The sequence below is a fragment of the Fulvimarina fulva genome, from assembly GCF_039652615.1.
Lineage (GTDB): Bacteria > Pseudomonadota > Alphaproteobacteria > Rhizobiales > Rhizobiaceae > Fulvimarina.
This window is the reverse complement of the sequence record NZ_JBDJAC010000006.1, coordinates 191,000-211,909: the sequence shown is the minus strand read 5'-3', so window position 1 is coordinate 211,909 and position 20,910 is coordinate 191,000. Positions and strand designations below refer to the sequence as shown.

Genomic DNA, 20,910 nt, shown 5'->3' with positions numbered 1-20,910 from the left:
CCCCACTACGATCCGGGTGGGTTCCGCTGCTTGCGGCCCTAGTCTATGGGCTTTCAGGCAAGACCACGCCCGCAGGAGTGCCCCATGCCATCAGCTGCCCTCGACCGCGACCGCCTCGGCGTCTGTGACATCCTCGAAGCGATCGGCGAGGGATCGCTTGCGCCAGCCGATGTCATTGCCGAAAGCCGCTCCCGAATTGCCGCACGTGACGGCGACATCGGTGCGTTCGTCTGCCTTGCGGACGAGACGACTGATGCTTTCCAAGGTCCGCTCGCCGGCATCCCGATCGGCATCAAGGACATCTTCGATACCGCCGACATGCCGACCGAGATGGGCTCGCCGCTCTATGCCGGGCATCGGCCCAGGTTCGATGCACCCCTCGTCGCGATGGCCCGCGCCGGGGGCGCGACGGTCATGGGCAAGACCGTGACCACGGAGCTTGCCTCGATTGACCCAAAGGAGACGAAAAACCCGGCGGCCCCAGGTCATACGCCGGGCGGTTCGTCCTCCGGGTCGGCGGCGGCGATTGCCGCTGGTTTCTGCGCTGCTGCTTACGGTTCCCAGACCGGAGCCTCCGTCGTGCGGCCCGCATCCTATTGCGGTATCGCCGGCTTCAAGCCCAGCTTCCGCCTGTTGCCGACGGTCGGCATGAAGACCTTCGCCTGGTCCCTCGATACGGCCGGCCTCTTTGCACCAAGCGTTCGCGACGTCGCGCTTTTCGCCGACCTCCTCACCGGTCGCTCCTTGCGTGTAGGACACGAAGAGACCCTTTCCGGTCTGACGCTCGGCTTTTACCGCACGAAGCTCGACGACCGAATCGAACCGTCCATGGTCGCGGCACTCCAGAGTGTGCGGGATCTCGCGGAAAAGGCAGGCGCGCGCATCGTCGAGATGGAAGAGCCGGGCTCTCTTGAGGAAGGCCGGGACGCCCATATGGCGATCCAGGGCTATGAGGCGAGCCGCGCGCTGATGCACGAGCACCGCAGTGAAGGCACCCGCATGGGGCCGAAGGTAAAGGCGATCCTCGACGATGGGCTCAAGGTCTTGCCGGAGGAATACGATACCGCCCGCCGTGCGGCACGGGTCGCCCGCAAGGCAGCGAACGCGCTCTTCGAAAGCGTCGACGCGATCGTCGCGCCATCGGCATACGGCCCTGCCCCGGAAGGACTGTCGTCCACTGGCGACCCAACGATCTCGAAGCTCTGGACGCTCACCGGAAATCCGGTCGTCAACGTACCCGGTCTATCGACCTCGGACGGACTGCCTCTGGGAATCTCGATCGTCGCAAGATTCGGGCGTGACGCGCGCGCGCTCGCAATAGCTGCGGCTCTGGAACAGGCGATCTCGGCCGTTTAATTGAAGCCGACACATTTCTCTTTAAAGTTTTGATATGCATTTGCGAAATGAGGCGAGTGCCTATGCTGGAACGCTTCTGCCCTATTCTTGCCGACGTTCCGCGCATCGCCGTGTGCGCTGCAGCATAAGATCCCTCTTGTGCCTCGCGTCTCCTTCGACCACCTTCTGCATTACCGCCGATATAGCCGGAGACGCAGATCAGTCCGGCCGGTGAAAACTTGGGCGCGCGTGTTGTTTTTCCCATCGGGAAACGGCCGCTACGCCGGGGAAGGAGACAGACACATGGAAGTCATGCGTTCTTTTAACTTTGTGATGGTGTGTGCCGCGTTCGCCTTCATCGGGGCGATGGTCGTGGGCGTTCTGTAGAGACCGTCCAGACTCGGCTCTGTGTCCGAGCGACCTGTCAGATAGAATTTACGGAAAACCGGGCCTCAGGCCCGGTTTTCTTTTGGGCGGAGGTGAGCATCCCGTCCAGGGAAACTTGCTTTTGAAGAGCTTCCGCATCACGCCGCCGAACGCATCGGCGTCATCGATTGTCCAAAGGCGATCAGACGGAAGTCGTATCAGCGCTCACTCGTCGTCTTCCTCATGCGGGGTGTCTTCGCCGGACAGGAACGCACCCAGCGGCGACAGGCTTTCGGTGTAGGTCGCAAAGACCTTGATCGCCACCATCAGGGGTACGGCGAGGAACATGCCGAGGACCCCCCAGATCCAGCCCCAGAAGGCGACCGAGAGGAAGACGGCGGCCGCATTCATCTGCAGTCTGCGCCCGACGATCGTCGGCGTCACGAACTGCCCCTCGACGGTGGTACAGGCAAGGTAGACCAGAACGGGAATGGCCGCATTGCCGAGGCTGCCAAATTCGGCGAGCGCGATCACGCCGACGAGCGCCATGCCGAAGAGAGCACCAAGATAGGGGATGAAGTTGAGAAGCGTGGCGAGCGCGCCGAAAACCACCGGGGTCGGCATGCCGACATACCAGAGGCCCGTTCCGATCGCGATGCCGAGACCTGTGTTGATGATCGTGATCGTCAGGAAGTAGCGCGACAGTTCACGCTCGATATCGTGGGCGATGTGGAGCGCGCGCTTCTTGTCGGACAGCGTCGGCATGAGCCGCACGAGCTTGGCATAGAACATGTCGCCGGAGGCCAGCAGGAAGAACAGAAACACCAGTGCGAAGACGATAGACGCGATGATCGCAGGCAGTTCGTTCGTCGCGTTGTCGATCAGCCCGGGATTCTTGACGACGACTTCCTGCGGACCATCGCTATTCTGCTGCGGAGGCTGGCCGAAGGGCGATGGCGGCAATTTATCGGTGGCATCCTCGCCATCTCCGGTTCCAACGGACTCACTCGCTTCCTGAAGGCGCTCGAAGCGGGCCTGGACGGTTCGAATCTCCCGATCGACGGCCCGGGCATAGTCCGGCGCGTTGGTAATGATCTTCGTGATCGGATCGCTCAGCATGTAAAAGCCGAACGTGAGGAGCGCCAGAGACCCAATCACGAGGAAAAAGGCGGAGACCGGCTCCCAGATCTTGAGCCGGCGCCGCAGGAAGCGCACGATCGGGCTCATCACGAGAGCGAAGAGCAGAGCGACGATCACAGGCAGGACGAAGCTCGCCGTGAGGTAGAGCCCGCCGAAGAGCATCATGAAGAATATGCCGATCACGGCCCAGCGCGGACCAGTCTCGAACGATTGGCTCGCCAAAAGCCCAATCGCCGTTGCCGAGCCGGAACCGTCGCCAGCTGCTTTTTCTTGTTTTTTTGCCAAAGTCATGTCCCTGGAGCACGGAAATGCGTACTCATGCGGCGTCCCGCTCTGGTAACGTGAAACGTGATCTGGCGTTCCGGCGAATTTAGCCGGATACACGGTTCTCCCGCCAACGACGCCTGACGTTCAGGCATACAGCTCCAAGCGTCGGCCCGGGTTCGGCCAACGCTTGCCGGGATCCGTTACGCCGCCCGGCTCAGACATGTGGACGCACGATCAATGCAGGATCTGCGAGAGGAACAGCTTCGTGCGCTCGTGCTGCGGGTTTTCGAAGAAGGCCTTCGGCTCGTTCTGCTCGACGATCTGCCCGCGATCCATGAAGATGACGCGGTTCGCGACCGAGCGCGCGAAGCCCATCTCATGGGTGACGCACAGCATGGTCATGCCCTCCTCGGCAAGCCCTACCATGACGTCGAGCACTTCCTTGATCATCTCCGGGTCAAGCGCGGAGGTCGGCTCGTCGAAGAGCATGATGCGCGGATTCATGCAGAGCGAGCGGGCGATCGCCACGCGCTGCTGCTGACCGCCGGAGAGCTGGCCGGGATACTTGTTTGCCTGCTCGGGAATCTTGACGCGCTCCAGATAGTGCATCGCGATCTCCTCCGCCTTCTTCTTGGGCATCTTGCGGACCCAGATCGGCGCGAGAGTGCAGTTCTCCAGGATCGTCAGGTGCGGAAAGAGGTTGAAGTGCTGGAACACCATGCCGACCTCACGGCGCACCTCGTCGATCTTCTTCAGATCGCCGGTCAGCTCGATCCCGTCGACGACGATCCGGCCCTTCTGATGCTCTTCCAGCCGGTTGATGCAGCGGATCATGGTCGATTTGCCCGAGCCGGAAGGCCCGCAGATCACGATCCGCTCACCCTTGTGGACCGTGAGATTGATATCGCGCAACACGTGGAACTCGCCGTACCACTTGTTGACCTTATCCATCTCCACCGCGACCTCGTCGGAAATCTCAAGCGTCTTGGTGGGGGCCGGCGCTGATTCTTGCGTCATGGACATTGAGGTCGGGTCCTTATCGTTTGTGTCCGGTGTCGAGACGGCGCTCGACGAAGATCGAGTAGCGCGACATGCCGAAGCAGAAGCACCAGTAGACGATGGCGGCGAAGAGAAGCCCCGTCGCGGGCGTCGTCGGCGTGATCCAGTTCGGATCGGCAAAGCCGCGCTTAACCGTGCCGAGGAGATCGGCAAGGCCGATGATGTAGACGAGCGAGGTATCCTTGAAGAGGCCGATGAAGGTGTTGACGATGCCGGGAATGACGATCTTCAAAGCCTGGGGGAGGATGATCAGCCGGGTCTTCTGCCAGTAGCTGAGCGCCATGGCATCGGCGCCTTCATACTGCCCTTTCGGGATCGCCTGCAGACCGCCACGGATGACCTCGGCCATGTAGGCGGACGCGAACAGCGCGACGCCGACGAGGGCCCTCAGGAGCGAGTTGAAATTCACGCCCTCCGGCATGAACAGCGGCAGCATGAACGTCGCCATGAAGAGCACGGTGATCAGGGGAACACCGCGCCAGAACTCGATGAAGATCACGCAGATCAGCCGCACCGCCGGCATATCCGAACGACGTCCGAGCGCAAGCAGCACGCCTAGTGGAAGGGAGGCAGCGATGCCCGAGAGAGCGACGACGAGCGTCAGCATCAGCCCGCCCCAAAGATGAGTCGACACATGGCGCAGGCCGAAATCCGCCGTCATCGCGAAAATGAAGAGGATCGCGACGATGGCCGGCGTCACCATGCTTCCGATCGTCGCCTGACCGGAGCCGAAGCCGACCATGATCGCAAGGCCGATCGCACCGAGTGCGCCGAAGAAGGCGATCAGGGTGAAATAGCTGAACGAGAAACCCAAAATCTCGACGGAACCCCAATCGAGCACGATCGCGAGCAGCATCAATGCGAGGGCGCCAAGGAGGAACCAGGTCGCAATCCGCATTTCGATGCGCGAAAAGCTGATGCGAGGCACCGACCCGACGGCGCTCAGGGTAGCAGCGGCGGCGAGGACGAAGACGAGAGCGATCGCGCCACCGGCCATGTTGAACTCTCCGCCGGTCAGGAGAACCAGCGTCGCGACCGGGAAGACTGCGAAGAGCAGGATCGCATTGATCTTCTTGTAGGGCACTTTCGGGATCAGCAGCCCGGCGACGAGAACCGCCAGGAGCACGAAGACGGTATCGACCCGCCAGCGTTCGGCCAAAGGATAGGTGCCGTAGATGAATTGACCGAACTTCGCCTCGACGAAGGCCCAGCAGGCGCCGCCGTGGCCGCCGCCTTCGACGAGACAGGCCTCACGGTCGGAGCCCTGGAAAACGGCGTCGAGCCAGACGAAGGTGAAGACCTGCCAGCCAGCCCAGACGATGAAGCTGGCGCAGACGAGCGTCAGGATCGTGTCGATCGGGGTCGCGAAGAGGTTCTTGCGAAGCACTGCGATGGGACCGGCGTCGCTTTCCGGCGGCGGGAGCTGCGGCAGTTCCTTGGTCGAGACGTAAGCGTTGGCGTGTTCCTGCATGGATCGGACTTTCTACCGCTCGGCCAAGGCCATCTTGGAATTGAACCAGTTCATGAAGATCGAGACCGCGATGCTGATGGAGAGATAGATCCCCATGCAGATGACGATGATCTCGATAGACTGGCCGGACTGGTTAAGCACAGTGGTTCCGATGGCGAAGAGCTCCGGATAGCCGATGGCAAGGCCCAGCGAGGAGTTCTTGATGAGATTGAGATACTGGCTGGTCAGCGGCGGAATGATGACCCGGAAGGCCTGGGGCACGATGACGAGCCGCAGGGTCATTCCGCGGCGCAATCCAAGGGCCGAGGCCGCTTCCGTCTGCCCCTTGGAGACCGACATGATGCCGGCGCGCACGATCTCCGCGATGAAGGCCGCGGTGTAGAGCGAAAGCGCGAGGAAGAGCGCCACGAATTCCGGCTTGATCTGGAAGCCGCCCTGAAGGTTGAAGCGCGAGGGCACCGGAACGTTGATCGTTGCCGGAAGACCGGTCACGAGGAAGGCGATGACCGGCAGGCCGATGACGAGGCCAAGGACCGGCCACAGCATCGGCTTGCGATCGCCGGTCTTCAGCTGATGCTTCTTGTTGCGGCGAGCGAGCACGATGGCGGCGACGACACCGATGACGAAGACAGCGAAACTCACCCAGGCAAGGACCTCGAAGGTGAAGCTCGGCGTCTGGAGGCCGCGATTGGTCAGGTAGAAACCGAACGGATTCTCGGGAATGCCGCGCGGACTGCCGAGCGCGGAAATCACGCCGAAATACCAGAACAGGATCACGAGCAGCGGCGGGATGTTCCGGAAGGTCTCGACATAGACCGTCGAGAGAAGCCGGACGAGGAAGTTTTGCGACAGCCGGCCGATCCCGATGATGAAGCCGACGATTGTCGCGAAAACGATGCCCGCGCCCGCGACGATCAGCGTGTTCACCAAACCGACCAGAAGCGCATGGCCGTAGGTCGAGGAATTGGAATAGCTGATCGGTGTCTGGCCAATATCGAAACCGGCGCGCTCGGAAAGAAAGCCGAAGCCGGACGCGATATTCGCCTGGGCAAGGTTGCGGGAGGTGTTGTCGACCAGCCACCAGACGAACAGGGCAATCCCGATAATCAGCGTCGCCTGGATGGCGATCGACCGGAAGACCGGATTGTTCAACAATCCCGACGAAGACGATGACGACGCGCGGGCGCCGCCGGACGTCTCGATATCCGTAGCCATTCAAACCTCTTCGGGTAAGGGCTTCTTATCATTTTTGTTGTGTCAGGGCGGGACCGGCCAAACCCGGTCGACCCCGCTTCTTTTCACGCTCGACGGCGAAGTACGGGCGCAAAACGCGCCCGCCTCCGCTCTTGGTGCCTTAGCGAATCGGCATGCCGTACTGCAGACCGCCATCGGTCCAGAGTGCGTTCTGGCCGCGCTGGATCTTCAGCGGCGTGTTGACGCCGATATTGCGCTCGAAGATCTCGCCATAGTTGCCGACGGCCGAGATGACCTGTGCGGCCCAGTCCTTCGGCAGACCGAGCGGCGCGCCGAAGTCCTGATCCTCGCCGAGAAGACGGCGCACATCAGGATTCTCCGACTGCTTCATTTCATCGACGTTGTCCTGGGTGATGCCCATTTCCTCGGCGTTGAGCAGCGCATAGTGGGTCCAGCGCACGACGTCGGCCCACTGGTCGTCACCCTGGCGAACGGCAGGGCCAAGCGGCTCTTTCGAGATGATTTCCGGCAGGATGGTGTTGTTGTCCGGGTTCGACATCTCGAGGCGTGAGGCGGCAAGGCCCGAGGCATCCGTCGTCAAAACGTCGCAACGGCCGGAGTCGTAGGCGGAGTTCACGTCCGACTGGGACTCGATGACAACCGGATTGTAATCCATGTTGTTGGCCTTGAAGTAGTCGGCAAGGTTCAGTTCGGTCGTCGTGCCGGACTGGACGCAGACCGTGGCGCCGGACAGCTCGAGCGCCGAGTTCACGCCAAGGTCGTTCTTCACCATGAAGCCCTGGCCGTCATAATAGTTGACGCCAGCGAAATCGAGGCCGAGCGCGGTGTCGCGGTCCATCGTCCAGGTCGTGTTCCGGGCGAGCACGTCGATCTCGTTGTTTTGCAGGGCCGGGAAGCGCTGCACGGCCGAGAGCGGCGAGAAGGTCACCTTGGTCGGATCACCGAGCACAGCGGTTGCGATGGCGCGGCAGTAGTCGACGTCGAGGCCCTGCCATTCGCCCTGGTCGTTCTGCGATGCGAAGCCCGGCAGGCCGGTGTTCACGCCGCAGCGCAGCGTTCCGCGCTCCTTGACGGTGTCGACGGTCTGAGCCTGGGCACCGGAGGTCGCGAGGGCCGCGACAGACAGTCCGAGGGCCGCAGTCAGGAATTTCATGGTCATTTGGGTTTCCCTGTTCGTTTTTCTTGATCGAATCTCGATCGACTCGTTCGGTGTTCGATGACATCAGGTCCTGGCAACGATGCTCGACCGGGGCTTGGCCGATCGTCGGCACCGCCCCAGATTGGAGCCATCGTCCGGCGCCCATGTCATGGCAAAGATTTATGCAGGTCAAGCTACTGCATAAAATTTCGCACTGCGATACGCGATGAATCGTCGGATATGCTATTCTTAATTGCAAAGAGTTGGCCGTTTTGAGCGAAAACAAGACAAGCGACGCGACACCCCAGCGAATCGGTACCCGTCTCGTTCACCCGCCCTACGATCCGATGACGATGCACGGTTTCGTCAATCCGCCCATCGTGCGCGGTTCGACGGTGCTGTTCGAATCGACGGCGGCCATGGAGGACCGGAAGAACCTCAAATATTCCTATGGCCTTGCCGGCACGCCCACGACCAAGGTTCTCGAGGATCAACTCAGCGAGCTGGAAGGCGCGCATGGCACGGCGCTGGTGCCCTCGGGGCTCGCGGCGGTCACCTTGCCGCTCCTCGCCTTCGCCTCTGCGGGGGATCACGTTCTCGTGGTCGATTCGGTCTATTTCCCGACCCGGCGCTTCTGCCGCCAGGTGCTGGAGCGGATGAACGTCACCGTCGAATATTACGACCCCCATATCGGCGCAGGCATTGCCGATCTGATGCGGCCCGAAACATCCATCGTCTTCCTCGAAGCGCCGGGCTCGAACACGTTCGAGATGCAGGATGTCCGCGCGATCGCGGATGCCGCCCGTGCTGGCGGCGCGGTCACCATGCTCGACAACACCTGGGCGACCCCGCTCCTCTTCCGTCCGCTCGAACACGGCGTCGACATGTCGATCCATGCGCTGACCAAGTATCCGGGCGGCCATTCCGATCTTCTGATGGGCTCGGTATCGGCGAACGAAAGAACCTGGGATCAGCTTTTGAAGACCCAGACGGCGCTGGGCATCAACGCCAATCCCGACGATGTGTCGCTTGTCCTGCGCGGCATGAAGACCCTCGGCGTTCGCCTGCGGCACCACGAGCAGGCCGCGCTCGACATCGCATCATGGCTTGAAGGCCGGGACGAGGTCCTCTCCGTCCTTCATCCGGCCCTGCCCTCCTTTCCCGATCACGAGGCGTTCAAGCGGCAGTTCTCGGGGTCCTCGGGCCTCTTCGGCTTCGTTCTCAACGGCGATGGAGAGGCCGCGAGGCGCTTCCTCGACGCCCTTTCGCTCTTCGGCCTCGGCTATTCCTGGGGCGGTCACGAGAGTCTTGCCGTTGTCGTCGACCTCAGCGACCGCACCATCGCGAAAGGCCCGGGCGAAGGCTCGCTCCTTCGGCTCCAGATCGGTCTTGAGGATGTCGATGACCTGAAGGCCGACCTCGAACGGGGCTTTGCCGCATTGGCGCAATGAGGACGCGGTTGCCCCTCAGGGCGTGAGCCAGACGCCTTCGAAAGCGCCATCGTCATTCCGGTCGAATCGGGAACGGCGATGGCCTTCACTGGCGAGATAAAGCACCTCGACCCGCTCGAAGGTCACCACGACGGCCGCGAAGTGCTCTGCGCCGGGATCGGCGGCGATGTCGCCGTCGTCTCGATCCGAGACCCCGGCATGGGCATAGCCGTCCGGCTGATCGATCAGCGCACCGGATCCCGGCTCGACGCGGTAGCATTTTCGGCTCATGGGCTGGGACGCCTCGAAGGCGCGCGCTGCGAGATCGTCGCCATCGCCAATGGATTTCACGACAGCCCGTCCGCTCACGCGAAGCTGCAGCTTTCTATCCTTGTCGTAGAACACCAGAGAGACCCGGTCGTCTTCGGAAAGCTCGCTCACCTTGTGAGAGCGGAGATCCGTATGAAAGCGAAGCTGTGAATTCCTGGGATCGACGGCACGCAGGACGACGATCCGGGCGCTTGGTGCGCCACTCCGATCGATGGACGCAATCGTAAACGTCCTGAACCCATGCCCGCGATCCGAGACCGCCGCGCTCAGTTCCGCCAGCGCATTGTCGAGCGTTCCGCTGAGATCGTCGTACCAGTCGGGCTTTTCGGACATGACGGTTCTCCTCGGAATGGTCTTCGGAGAGCGGTCATCTGGCGCGCATCGATGTTAAGACGAGACCGCAAGCGCCGGACCGCGCCAAGCGGCCGCAAGCCGGTGCCGCTCCGAGCAATCGGCAAAAAAAAGAGGCGGCACAGGGCCGCCTATAAAGTTTTGGCTGGAGTATCAGGTCATGAAAAACCTGATACCCTAGAATGCGCCACATGCTGCAAAGTTGCTACAGCACGAGAAACTTTTATGGGATTTTGAAAGAACCGCGCAGTGGCGCAGCGGTGAAGCCTCCCCAGTCGAGCCGGCCGGCGACACAAATTTTTGCGCTCGCGCCCCGCAGAATCGACGTTGCGGCGCAACCAAGTCCAGTCGCTTCACGTTGGCGGTGAAAGATGGGCCGTCAAACGCGCTTCGTGCGCCTGCATGGCCCTCCCCGATTTCTCGAGAATACCAGCAGGAGTATCCCATGAGCCGTGATCGTTCCGTACTGGACGGATTGTCCGATAGCATGCACTCGATAGGCGAACGGTTGTCGGAGCTCGAGCACGATCTCGCGGCGCGCTACAACCCTCGCCCGAGCCGGACCGAGCGAGCCCGCCGGGCTCTGGTTCATGCAAACCCGTTTCACCACGAGCCGACCTTTTCGGAACGCTATCTGCCCGACTTCATGACAGGCTGGTATTCGCCGACACGGGCCGAAGCCAAGCGCCAGGTTCGCGCCCTGCGTGATGCCTCGGAGGACGGATACGACAGCGCTCGCGGGTCCCTCGCTTCCCTTTATAATTCCCTGCCGGACATGCGTCTTCCGCGCGCCAAGAGCTTCAAGCGCGGCATGGAATCCCAGCGCGGGCTCGACAAGATCCGCGCCTCCATGAGCCATCGTGACAAGGAGCTGACGCTGCTTCTCGTCGCTGGCGGCACGATCGCCGCCATCGGCGCGGCCTATTACGTCACGAAGAAGGTGCAGGAGAGCGCCGAAGAGCCGGGTTACGAGGTCGTGCGCGAGGACGGCACTGTCGAAATCCGCGACTATGACGCGATGATCGTCGCAGAGACCGTGAAGAGCGGCTATCACGAGAAGGCACGCCGGGCAGGCTTCGAAACGCTCTACGACTACATCGCGGCCAAGAATCGCGGCGGCAAGTCGATCAAGATGACGACGCCGGTTTTCCAGCAGCTTGCCGACTCCGCCGGCAAGACCAAGGGCTGGGCGATCCGTTTCGTCATGCCGCAGAAGCACACCATGGCGAGTCTGCCGCAGCCTGGCCAAAGCGACGTCGTCTTGAAGGAAGTTCCGGCGCGGCGCACGGTGGCGATCCGCTTCAGCGGCAACTTCAACGCAACGCTTGCCTCCAAGCAGTTGATGACGCTGTACAACTATCTGGCGGACAACAACCTGACCCAGAAGGGCGATCCGGAATACGCGTTCTACAATCCGCCCTGGACGCCGGGCTTCATGAAGCGCAACGAGATCCTGATCGAAATCGAGCGCTAAACCTTTCAAGCCCTCGGACACATGGGTTGGCCCTGCGGGCCAATTCTCGCCCGATGCGCGGCTCGAGCGCCGCTCAGAGCGCCAATACAACCCACCCGACTCCCAGAAGGAGGACGAAACCATGGCTGAACGGAACGAAACGGCACCCAGGGGCGGCGACAAGCCGGCCGGAACGATCGATCCGGAGATCCTCAGCGAGGATCAGCTCGCCGCCGATCGTATGGGCAATAACGAGCTTCAGGCGAAGGACCAGATTGCCCAGCACAACGAGCGCAAGGCGCAGGCGGGTGTTCAGCGCGAACCGGACGAGAACACACTCGACGCGTTCCGCAAGATGGACGACGATAATTAGACGCGCGCTTATCCAGAGCCCATACAAGAAAGCCCGGCTGATGTCGGGCTTTTTATTTTAATTTTATACTTAACCGAGATGCCCGTGATTTTGCCGAAATTGTGGCAGGACGCTTGATTTTCTTTTGATAACCGGGACTATTACTTTCAGTATGTCCGTTCCGGAGTTTGTTCATGCGTCGTCTCACCGCCTTCCTTGCCCTCGCCGCCAGCTGCAGCATGGCCGTACAGCCTGCCTTTGCAGGCAGCCGCCACACGTCCCTCGAATGCTACGAGCCGGTTCATGTGCCCGCCCAGTATCAGACCGTCGAAGAGGCCGTGCTGCTTCATCCGGCCCGCACGGTGCATGAGACAATTCCCGCCGAATACGGTTACAGCGCCCGCGAAGTGGTCGTTTCGCCAGCCCGTGTCGCCTACGACATCGTGCCCGCGCGCTATGAAACCGTTGCAAGGCAAGTGGTGATCGAGCCGGCCCGCACGGTGCATCGCTCCTCGCCGCCCGTCTACCGCACGGTGAGCGAAAAGGTGATGATCGAGCCGGCGCGGATCGGCTACGAGTGGCGCGTCATCAAGGGCCACAGGGTCTACTGCAAGGTCCAGATCCCTGCGAAATACGCCCATCAGACACGACGCGTGATGGTCGATCCCGGCCGGACCTGGGCCGAGGTCATTCCGGCGCGCTACGGCACCACCCATGAGACGGTGCTGGTCAGCCCCGAACGCAAGGTCGCCCGTCATATTCCGGCCGTTACAAGGACGGTTTCGGAGAAGGTCGTGATCCGGCCCGCGCGCACGCTGTCGCGCACGATTCCGGCCGAGTACACGACCCAGCAGCGGCAGGTGAAGATCCGCAATGAAAGCCAGGGATGGCGGCAGGTCAGCCTTCGCGGGTCCTGCTAATCCCACTTTATACCGCCGGACAAATGAATTGACCGGCAGGTCAATTCTCGTCCGACGAGTGGCTCAGGCGCCGCTCGGGCTCCCGACGGCCATATGAAACCATTGGTTTCAAAGGCCCGTCGGTATTACCCCAAGGCATCGAAAGATCCCGGACTGAAACGAACTTTGAAGAGCCACGCACCCTCCCCGGTGCGTGGCTCTGCTTTGAGTGGTTAAAGGCCTGCGAGTGCCTGATCGAGATCGGCGATGATATCGTCGACATTCTCGATCCCGACCGAGAGGCGCACCACATCTTCCCCCGCACCGGCCGATTTGCGCTGTTCCTCGCCAAGCTGCTTGTGCGTGGTCGAGGCCGGATGGATCACCAGCGAGCGGGTGTCGCCGATATTGGCGAGGTGAGAGAAGAGTTTCAGACTTTCGACGAGCTTCACGCCCGCCTCGTAGCCGCCGCTGACGCCGAAGGTCAGCACCGCGCCGGCACCGTTCGGCGCGTATTTCTTCATGTTCTCGTGGCTCGGATCGCCCGCAAGGCCGCCATAGGAGACCCACGACACCTTGTCATGGGCCTTCAGATGCTCGGCGACACGCTTGGCATTGTCCGAATGGCGCTGCATGCGAAGCGCAAGGGTCTCGACGCCCGTCAGGATCATGAAGGCGTTGAAGGGCGAGATCGCGGGCCCGAGATCGCGCAGGCCGAGAACGCGCGCAGCAATGGCGAAGGACATGCCGCCGAAAGTCTCGTGGATCTTGACGTCGGCATATTCCGGACGGGCCTCCGAGAGCATCGGATATTTGCCCGAAGCCGCCCAGTCGAAATTGCCGCCATCGACGATAACACCGCCCATGGAATTGCCGTGGCCACCGATGAACTTCGTCAGCGAATGGACGACCAGATTGGCACCGTGCTCCAGCGGCCGGCAGAGATACGGCGTCGCCATCGTGTTGTCGACGATCAGCGGAAGGCCGTGCTTCTTCGCGATCTCGGCAATGCCGGCGATATCGGTGACCACACCGCCCGGATTGGCGATCGATTCGATGAAGATCGCCTTGGTCTTGTCCGTGATCGCGGCCTCGAAACTCGAAAGATCGTTGATATCGGCCCACTTCACGCGCCAGTCAAAGCTCTTGAAGGAATGGCCGAACTGGTTGATCGAGCCGCCGTAGAGCTGGCGCGCGGCGACGAATTCGTCGCCCGGCTGCATGATCGTGTGGAAGATCAGGAGCTGCGCGGCATGTCCCGAGGCAACCGCAAGAGCGGCCGAGCCGCCCTCCAGCGAGGCGATGCGCTGTTCGAGCACGTCCTGCGTCGGGTTCATGATGCGGGTATAGATATTGCCGAAGGCCTGAAGGCCGAACAGCGAGGCGGCATGTTCGACGCTGTCGAACTGGTAGGACGTCGTCTGGTAGATCGGCGTCGTCCGCGCGCCGGTGGTCGGGTCCGGCTGTGCGCCGGCATGGATGGATCTCGTTTCGAAACTCTGGTCGGACACGTGCTTCTCCTCCTTGGTGCGGGCGACGATGAAAGCCTTTCCCGTGGCTCGTCCCTAGCGCAGCCGGAATAGCTTTCCCAGAGGGCGCGTTCTCCTCACCCGCCTTCACACTTTTCGCAGGCTCTCCCGCTTCAAAGGGCGGCGCCCTGCACTACCCTCGCTCATCAATGGGTCAGCGGCGCGACCGCGCCCCTTTTCAAGACCAAGCAGGAGTTGAACGATGCCAAGTCTCGAAGGCAAGATCCGTTACGGCGTGGTGGGCGCGGGCTGGATTTCCCAATGCGCCTTCATGCCCGGCGTGCCCCAGACGACAAACTCCATCATGACGGCGCTCGTTTCGGGAACGCCAGAAAAAACCAAGCGGCTCGGCATCGATTACGGCCTCGAGACCTTCGCCTATGACGACTACGACAAGCTTCTGAAGTCGGGGCTCATCGACGCGATCTATATCGGCCTGCCAAACGATCAGCACCGCAAATTTGCGGAACCCGCGCTGAAGGCGGGCATCCACGTTCTTCTCGAAAAGCCGATGGCAACGAGCGTCGAAGACGCAGAAGCGATCGAGGCCGCGGCGAGAGCGTCCGGCGCCAAGCTCATGGTCGCCTATCGCCTGCATTGCGAGCCCGGCACGATCTCAATGGTCGAGGCGATCCGCAGCGGAGAGATCGGCAAGCCACGCTACTTCACCTCGACCTTCTCTCAGACCGTGAGAGCCTCGAACTACCGCGCGAAATCCGGCTATTGGGGCGGCCCGGTGCCCGATATGGGCAATTATCCGATCAATGCCGTGCGCAATCTCTTCGAGGCCGAGCCGATCGAGGTCGCCGCGATCGGCTCGCGCACCGACCGAAATCTCGGCTGCGAGGATACGGTGTCCGTCATCCTGAAGTTCACCGAGGGGCGGCAGGCAAGTTTCACGCTGAGCTATTCCTCCGATAGCGAAGAGGTGTTCCACATCGTCGGCAGCGAAGGCGGCATCCGGGCCAAGCCCTGCTTCGGCTTCTCGCCCGATCTCGCGATCACCTACGAGATTTCGAAGAAGAACGGCGAGAGCGAAACCCGAAAGGCCCCGATCACCGATCAGTTCGCCGGCGAGACGGACTATTTCTCGGATTGCATCCTGAACGACCGGGAGCCCGAGCCGAACGGCGAGGAAGGCGTTCTCGACATGCGCGTGCTCGCTGCGATCGAAAAGGCCCTCGAAACGGGCGAGGTGCAGAAGCTGGAGCCGGTCTCGCGCCAGCGCCGGATGGACAAGTCCCTCAAGCGGGAACTTGCCTATGGCAAGCAACCGGACATGGTCGGCGGCGAGCCGCCGATTGAGTGAGCCATCCGCAGTGCGGAACGCGATCTCATCACCAAGCGAAGCCTGTGGCGGATGTCCGTCGATCATCGAAACGGACCGGCTGATCCTGCGCGCTCATACGCTCGCCGATCTGCCGCATGTTCATCGTCTGGGAACGGATCCGGAAATCTTTCGCTTCACCGGCAACGACAAGCCGTCGACGGAGGAGGAAAGCTGGCGCCGGCTGCTCTTCTACATCGGACACTGGTCGGCGCTCGGCTTCGGCATGTTCGCGATGACAGACCGCAAGACCGGCACATTTCTCGGTGAAACCGGGATCAAGCGCTTCAACAGGGGAATCGGCCCGCACTTCGATCCGTATCCCGAGGCCGCCTGGCGGCTCCTGCCGTTCGCGCAGGGCAAGGGTTACGCCGCCGAGGCGGTGACGGCCGTGCATGACTGGTTCTCGGCACGCTGCACCGAGCCGAAGACCGTCTGCATGATCAATTTCGAGAACGCGCCATCGCTGAAGCTCGCCGAAAAACTCGGCTATCGGCCGTTTGGCGAAGCCGACTACAAGGACGAGCGCCTCATGCTCCTCGAACGCCCGCTTCCCTCCCATCCGGCGAATTGACAAATACACGCATTCCGCCCATATCTCGCGCCATCATGACCATACGCTCGCTCATTAAAACGTCGAACAGCTGACGCCCGCCCCGCTTCTCTCCCCCGGGGCGGCGGAGAAGCGTATTCGATCCGAAGGTCGGGGAGAGCGAAAAGGTCGAAACCCCATGGGTTACAAAGTCGCGATCGCAGGCGCCACCGGCAATGTCGGGCGCGAAATGCTGTCCATCCTCGCCGAGCGCAACTTCCCGGCCGATCAGGTCGTGGCACTCGCCTCCCGCCGCTCGGTCGGCCAGGAGGTTTCCTACGGCGACAAGACGCTGAAGGTGAAGAACCTCGAAGGTTACGACTTCTCCGACGTGGACATCTGCCTGATGAGCGCCGGCGGCACGGTCTCCAAGGAGATGAGCCCGAAGATCGGCGCGCAAGGGTGCATCGTCATCGATAACTCCTCGGCCTGGCGCTACGATCAGGATGTGCCGCTCATCGTGCCCGAGGTGAACCCGGACGCGATCGAGGGCTATTCGAAGAAAAACATCATCGCCAATCCGAACTGCTCGACCGCGCAGCTCGTCGTCGCGCTGAAGCCGCTGCACGATCACGCCAAGATCAAGCGCATCGTCGTCTCGACCTATCAGTCTGTGTCCGGCGCGGGCAAGGACGGCATGGACGAGCTCTTCCAGCAGTCGCGCGCGGTCTTCGTCGCCGATCCCGTGGAAGCCAAGAAGTTCACCAAGCGCATCGCCTTCAACGTCATCCCCCATATCGACGTCTTCATGGAGGACGGCTCCACCAAGGAAGAGTGGAAGGTGATGGCCGAGACCAAGAAGATGCTGGACCCGAAGATCAAGGTCACCTGCACGGCCGTGCGCGTCCCGGTCTTCGTCGGCCATTCGGAAGCCGTCAACATCGAGTTCGAGAACCCGATCACGGCGGACGAGGCCCGCGACATCCTGCGCGAGGCGCCGGGCTGTCTCGTCGTCGACAAGCGCGAGGATGGCGGCTACGTCACGCCGCTGGAATCGGCTGGCGACGACGCGACCTTCATCTCCCGCATCCGCGAGGACCAGACCCTCGACAACGGCCTCAACATCTGGGTGGTGTCGGACAATCTGCGCAAGGGCGCAGCGCTCAACACGGTCCAGATCGCAGAGCTGCTGATCGAGCGCGGCTATCTCGACAAGCGTGAGGCTGCCTGAGCAGCCATCAGGCTCTCAATGCACCAGTATCATCCCCGCCATCGCTCGCGGGGATGACAATGACGGCACGAGCGCGGACAAACACTTGGGGGCGAAGTCAAAACGGCTTCCAAGCGTATGTCCGCGCACTTCTGTTTCCAAGAGCAAAATGCGATAAGTCCGGCTTGGAATCTTGCTCCAAGTCTTTGTTTTTCCGCATGAAGTGATCCGAAAAGTCATGCAATTTTTCGGCATCATGCTCCCGGCCCGTGGCCGGACGACGCGGGTGACGCGTCCGTTGCGCGCTCTATTCTCCTGACGAACGACCGGCCGCTCGCAAAGGCCGACGGAATGGAGGAGGCACCCATGGATTATTTCGTCAATTCTCGCGAGACCATCGTCGACGAAGCGCTCGACGGTTTGATCCGAATCTCAGGTGGCCGCCTGACCCGGCTCGATGGCTATCCGCACATTCGGGTGGTTGCGCGAACCGAGCGCGATCCGCAGAAGGTCGCCGTGATCTCAGGCGGCGGCTCGGGGCACGAGCCCGCCCATGCCGGTTTTGTCGGACGAGGCATGTTGACGGCGGCGGTCTGTGGCTCGATCTTCGCCTCTCCCTCCGTCGACGCCGTGCTCGCAGGGATTCTTGCCGTTACCGGCGAGGCCGGATGCCTGCTGATCGTCAAGAACTACACCGGCGACCGGCTGAACTTCGGTCTGGCGGCCCAGCGCGCCCGAGCCCTTGGGAAGAGCGTCGAGATGGTGATCGTCGCGGACGACGTGGCGCTGCCCGAGATCGACCAGAAACGCGGGCTTGCCGGCACGCTCTTCGTTCACAAGATCGCCGGAGCACTCTGCGACGAGGGCAGACCGCTCGAGGAGGTGGCTGCGATCGCGAGGCGGGTCGCGGCAAGCGCCGTCTCCATCGGCATGTCGCTGACGCCCTGCCATGTGCCGGGCGGCGACCATGAGGCGGACCGGATCGCCGAGGGCAAGGCGGAACTCGGTCTGGGCATTCACGGCGAGCCGGGGGCCGAGACGGTTGCACATACGGATGCGGCCGGCGCAATGGGAAAAATCGTCGAGAAGCTGGAGCAGGCCATGACGGGCGACGGGCCCATCATCGCGCTTCTCAACGATCTCGGCGGGCTGACGGGTCTCGAAGGCGCTATCCTTGCGAACGAACTTCTATCCTCGCCCCTCGGGTCGCGGATTACGCGGATCGCCGGTCCCGCGCCGCTGATGACATCGCTCGACATGCGCGGGTTTTCGGTGTCGCTGCTGCCGGCTGAAGACGCGTTTGTCGAAGCGCTCGAGCGACCGGCCGAGCCCCATGCCTGGGCACCCGTCCGCGAATCTGTCAAAATCTCGCCGATCCCGCTTCCGGACGGGCTCACACCGGAGCGCGCGGCTCCCTCGAAAGACGAACGGGCTGAAGCCGTTCTGACTCAGGTCTGCGAGGCGCTTCTTGGCGCGCGCGACGCACTCGACCGGCTCGACGCCCATAGCGGGGATGGCGATACAGGAGCGACGCTTGCGAGCGCCGCGAACGCGCTTCTCGACGACCGGGATCGGTTGCCGCTTGCCGAACCGTCCAAGCTCCTTGAAGCGATCGGTCTCGACCTGACAAAGACGATGGGCGGATCGTCGGGGGTTCTCCTGTCGCTGTTCTTCGCCTCGGCCGGCGAGGCGCTGTCCGACGGCCGGAAGCTGCCGGAAGCGCTCGAAGCCGGATTGAACCGCATGAAGGAAGCCGGCGGGGCGGAACGCGGCGACCGGACCATGATCGACGCGCTCGAACCGGCGATCGATTCTCTTCTCAAGGGCGGGTCGGTTGAAGAGGCCGCGAAGGCTGCGCGGGAGGGTGCAGATGAAACGGCCGAGATGGGTCGGGCTGGAGCCGGCCGTTCCGCCTATGTGCGCTCGGAGGAGTTGAAGGGGCACAAAGATCCCGGCGCCGAAGCGGTGGCGATCGCCTTCGAGGCGCTCGGCTCGCTCTGAGGCGGACCCTATCGAGATCGAAGAGAGGACATCCAAGCCCATGAAAACACTCATCATCGGTGCATCCGGCGGGATCGGCACCGCGCTTGTCGAGCGCTGCGGAGAGGATGGCGAAGTCGTCACGCTCTCGCGCAGCGCAGATGGGCTGGACGTCACCGACGAGGCGAGCATCGAGCGGGCCATGGCCACCATTGAAGGACCGTTCGACCGGATCTTCATCGCGACAGGCGTTTTGACGGCGAAGCGCGGCAAGCCGGAGAAGAAACTCGGCGAGTGCGAAGCGGACGAACTGGCGAAACTCTTCGCCATAAACGCCACCGGACCGCTTCTGGTGCTGAAACATCTGATGCCGAAACTCGAACGCGACAGTCCGGTGAAGATCGGTGTTTTGTCGGCGCGGATCGGCTCGATCGGCGATAACGGGCTTGGCGGCTGGTATGCCTATCGCGCATCGAAGGCCGCCCTGAACCAGTTCTTGCGCACGACGGCGATCGAATTGAAGCGCAGCCACAAACAGGCCGTGCTGGTCGCCCTTCATCCGGGAACGGTCGCGACGCCCTTCACCGCCGACTTCCAGTATCGTCATTCGACCGACGAGCCGGCGGTGGCCGCCGACAATCTGGTGACGACGCTCGATGCCCGGACGCCGAAGGAGACCGGCACGTTCTGGGACCAAAACAACGAACCGATCCAGTGGTAAGAAAGAGCCTGAAGACGCGCTGAGCAGGGCGGTCCAGCTGCGCCAGATGAACCCGGAAAGATGGACATGGACTGGTCCCAGACGATCAATGCCTATTGCGAGCGGACGGATGCGACCTTCTGGTCCGAGCCGATCAACGCGGTCACCAACGCTGCCTTCATTCTCGCAGCCATTTTCGTGTTCGCACAACGCACTGAAAACAGAAAACCCGGCCTTCTCGAACTTGCCCTGATCGGTCTGGTCTTCATCATCGGCATCGGCTCCTTCCTCTTCCACACTTTCGCAACCCGCTGGGCGGGGCTCGCCGATGTCCTGCCGATCACGGTCTTCATCTTCGCCTATTTTGCCTATGCGCTACGCCGCTTCGTCGGGTTCGGGCGGATCGCGACCGCGATCGGGACGCTGCTGTTCTTCGCCGTCTCACCGCTTGCCGAGCCGGTCTTTTCGCCCATTGTCGGCGGGTCGGCCTCCTATCTGCCGGGTCTCTTCGCCATGCTCGGCATCGGCGGTTACCTGCTCGCGAAGCGCCATCCCGCCGGCCCACTGGTTTTAGGCGCGGGTCTCGTCTTCTGTGTCTCCCTGGGCTTTCGCATCGCCGATGGTCCGCTTTGCGATATATGGCCGATGGGCACCCATTTCCTCTGGCACATCCTCAACGCCACGACGCTCGGCCTCCTTTTGATGGCCGCAACGCGGTCCGGCGCCAAGCCGGACGGGCGCGAACGCCCGACCTGAAACGCAGTGTCGCCGGGCCATGTGAGCCAGCGTCCTTTATTTCGCATAAGCAGCCCTTACCTTCCCGCTA

At 62.2% G+C, this 20,910-nt stretch carries 18 protein-coding genes; 11 read left to right on the top strand and 7 right to left on the bottom strand.

The genetic code is table 11. The features are described from left to right. Window positions 1-84 precede the first annotated feature (84 nt). Window positions 85-1,356, top strand: a complete 1,272-nt coding sequence (locus tag ABDX79_RS10695; RefSeq protein WP_346220274.1) for an amidase — start codon at window positions 85-87, stop codon at window positions 1,354-1,356. A gap of 570 nt (window positions 1,357-1,926) precedes the next feature. On the opposite strand, the gene ABDX79_RS10690 is transcribed toward ABDX79_RS10695, so the two are convergent. The 5 genes from ABDX79_RS10690 to ABDX79_RS10670 form a co-directional block, all read right to left on the bottom strand. After that, entirely contained in the window at window positions 1,927-3,132 is a 1,206-nt protein-coding gene (locus ABDX79_RS10690; protein ID WP_346220273.1) for an AI-2E family transporter, read from the bottom strand. Between the two features lie 210 nt (window positions 3,133-3,342). After that, window positions 3,343-4,125 carry an amino acid ABC transporter ATP-binding protein gene (locus ABDX79_RS10685; RefSeq protein WP_346220319.1) on the bottom strand — a complete coding sequence of 261 codons (783 nt, stop codon included), beginning with the start codon at window positions 4,123-4,125 and terminating at the stop codon, window positions 3,343-3,345. A 19-nt stretch (window positions 4,126-4,144) separates the two neighbouring features. Further along, window positions 4,145-5,638, bottom strand: coding sequence for an amino acid ABC transporter permease (locus tag ABDX79_RS10680; protein WP_346220272.1), 1,494 nt, complete (start codon window positions 5,636-5,638; stop codon window positions 4,145-4,147). Between the two features lie 12 nt (window positions 5,639-5,650). Continuing rightward, the gene (locus ABDX79_RS10675) at window positions 5,651-6,853 is read right to left on the bottom strand and encodes an amino acid ABC transporter permease (protein WP_346220271.1); all 1,203 of its coding nucleotides are present in this window, start codon (window positions 6,851-6,853) and stop codon (window positions 5,651-5,653) included. Between the two features lie 139 nt (window positions 6,854-6,992). Continuing rightward, window positions 6,993-8,012, bottom strand: coding sequence for an amino acid ABC transporter substrate-binding protein (locus tag ABDX79_RS10670; RefSeq protein WP_346220270.1), 1,020 nt, complete (start codon window positions 8,010-8,012; stop codon window positions 6,993-6,995). Between the two features lie 251 nt (window positions 8,013-8,263). On the opposite strand from ABDX79_RS10670, the gene metC reads away from it, so the two are divergent. Continuing rightward, window positions 8,264-9,442 (top strand): cystathionine beta-lyase, encoded by a 1,179-nt coding sequence (gene metC, locus ABDX79_RS10665; protein WP_346220269.1) that lies wholly within the window; start codon window positions 8,264-8,266, stop codon window positions 9,440-9,442. Between the two features lie 15 nt (window positions 9,443-9,457). Here metC and ABDX79_RS10660 read toward each other — a convergent pair whose 3' ends face one another. Continuing rightward, window positions 9,458-10,084, bottom strand: a complete 627-nt coding sequence (locus tag ABDX79_RS10660) for a pyridoxamine 5'-phosphate oxidase family protein (protein WP_346220268.1) — start codon at window positions 10,082-10,084, stop codon at window positions 9,458-9,460. Between the two features lie 463 nt (window positions 10,085-10,547). Here ABDX79_RS10660 and ABDX79_RS10655 point away from each other — a divergent pair, with 463 nt between their 5' ends. From ABDX79_RS10655 to ABDX79_RS10645, 3 genes are all read left to right on the top strand, one after another. Continuing rightward, window positions 10,548-11,576 carry an SOUL family heme-binding protein gene (locus tag ABDX79_RS10655; RefSeq protein ID WP_346220267.1) on the top strand — a complete coding sequence of 343 codons (1,029 nt, stop codon included), beginning with the start codon at window positions 10,548-10,550 and terminating at the stop codon, window positions 11,574-11,576. A gap of 121 nt (window positions 11,577-11,697) precedes the next feature. Beyond that, window positions 11,698-11,928, top strand: coding sequence for a hypothetical protein (locus ABDX79_RS10650; protein ID WP_346220266.1), 231 nt, complete (start codon window positions 11,698-11,700; stop codon window positions 11,926-11,928). A gap of 173 nt (window positions 11,929-12,101) precedes the next feature. Next, window positions 12,102-12,827 (top strand): hypothetical protein, encoded by a 726-nt coding sequence (locus tag ABDX79_RS10645; protein WP_346220265.1) that lies wholly within the window; start codon window positions 12,102-12,104, stop codon window positions 12,825-12,827. Window positions 12,828-13,039: 212 nt separating this feature from the next. Here ABDX79_RS10645 and ABDX79_RS10640 read toward each other — a convergent pair whose 3' ends face one another. After that, window positions 13,040-14,317, bottom strand: a complete 1,278-nt coding sequence (locus tag ABDX79_RS10640; protein ID WP_346220264.1) for an O-acetylhomoserine aminocarboxypropyltransferase — start codon at window positions 14,315-14,317, stop codon at window positions 13,040-13,042. Window positions 14,318-14,537: 220 nt separating this feature from the next. On the opposite strand from ABDX79_RS10640, the gene ABDX79_RS10635 reads away from it, so the two are divergent. From ABDX79_RS10635 to ABDX79_RS10610, 6 genes are all read left to right on the top strand, one after another. Then, complete coding sequence (locus tag ABDX79_RS10635) at window positions 14,538-15,644, top strand: Gfo/Idh/MocA family protein (protein WP_346220263.1); 1,107 nt, start codon at window positions 14,538-14,540, stop codon at window positions 15,642-15,644. After that, the gene (locus ABDX79_RS10630; protein WP_346220262.1) at window positions 15,637-16,236 is read left to right on the top strand and encodes a GNAT family N-acetyltransferase; all 600 of its coding nucleotides are present in this window, start codon (window positions 15,637-15,639) and stop codon (window positions 16,234-16,236) included. The genes ABDX79_RS10635 and ABDX79_RS10630 overlap by 8 nt, the downstream gene beginning before the upstream one ends. Window positions 16,237-16,393: 157 nt before the next feature. Further along, entirely contained in the window at window positions 16,394-17,425 is a 1,032-nt protein-coding gene (locus ABDX79_RS10625; RefSeq protein ID WP_346220261.1) for an aspartate-semialdehyde dehydrogenase, read from the top strand. Between the two features lie 345 nt (window positions 17,426-17,770). Next, entirely contained in the window at window positions 17,771-19,405 is a 1,635-nt protein-coding gene (locus ABDX79_RS10620) for a dihydroxyacetone kinase subunit DhaK (protein WP_346220260.1), read from the top strand. Between the two features lie 40 nt (window positions 19,406-19,445). Continuing rightward, entirely contained in the window at window positions 19,446-20,105 is a 660-nt protein-coding gene (locus ABDX79_RS10615) for an SDR family NAD(P)-dependent oxidoreductase (RefSeq protein WP_346220259.1), read from the top strand. A gap of 66 nt (window positions 20,106-20,171) precedes the next feature. Beyond that, window positions 20,172-20,840 (top strand): ceramidase domain-containing protein, encoded by a 669-nt coding sequence (locus ABDX79_RS10610; protein WP_346220258.1) that lies wholly within the window; start codon window positions 20,172-20,174, stop codon window positions 20,838-20,840. Window positions 20,841-20,910 lie beyond the last annotated feature (70 nt).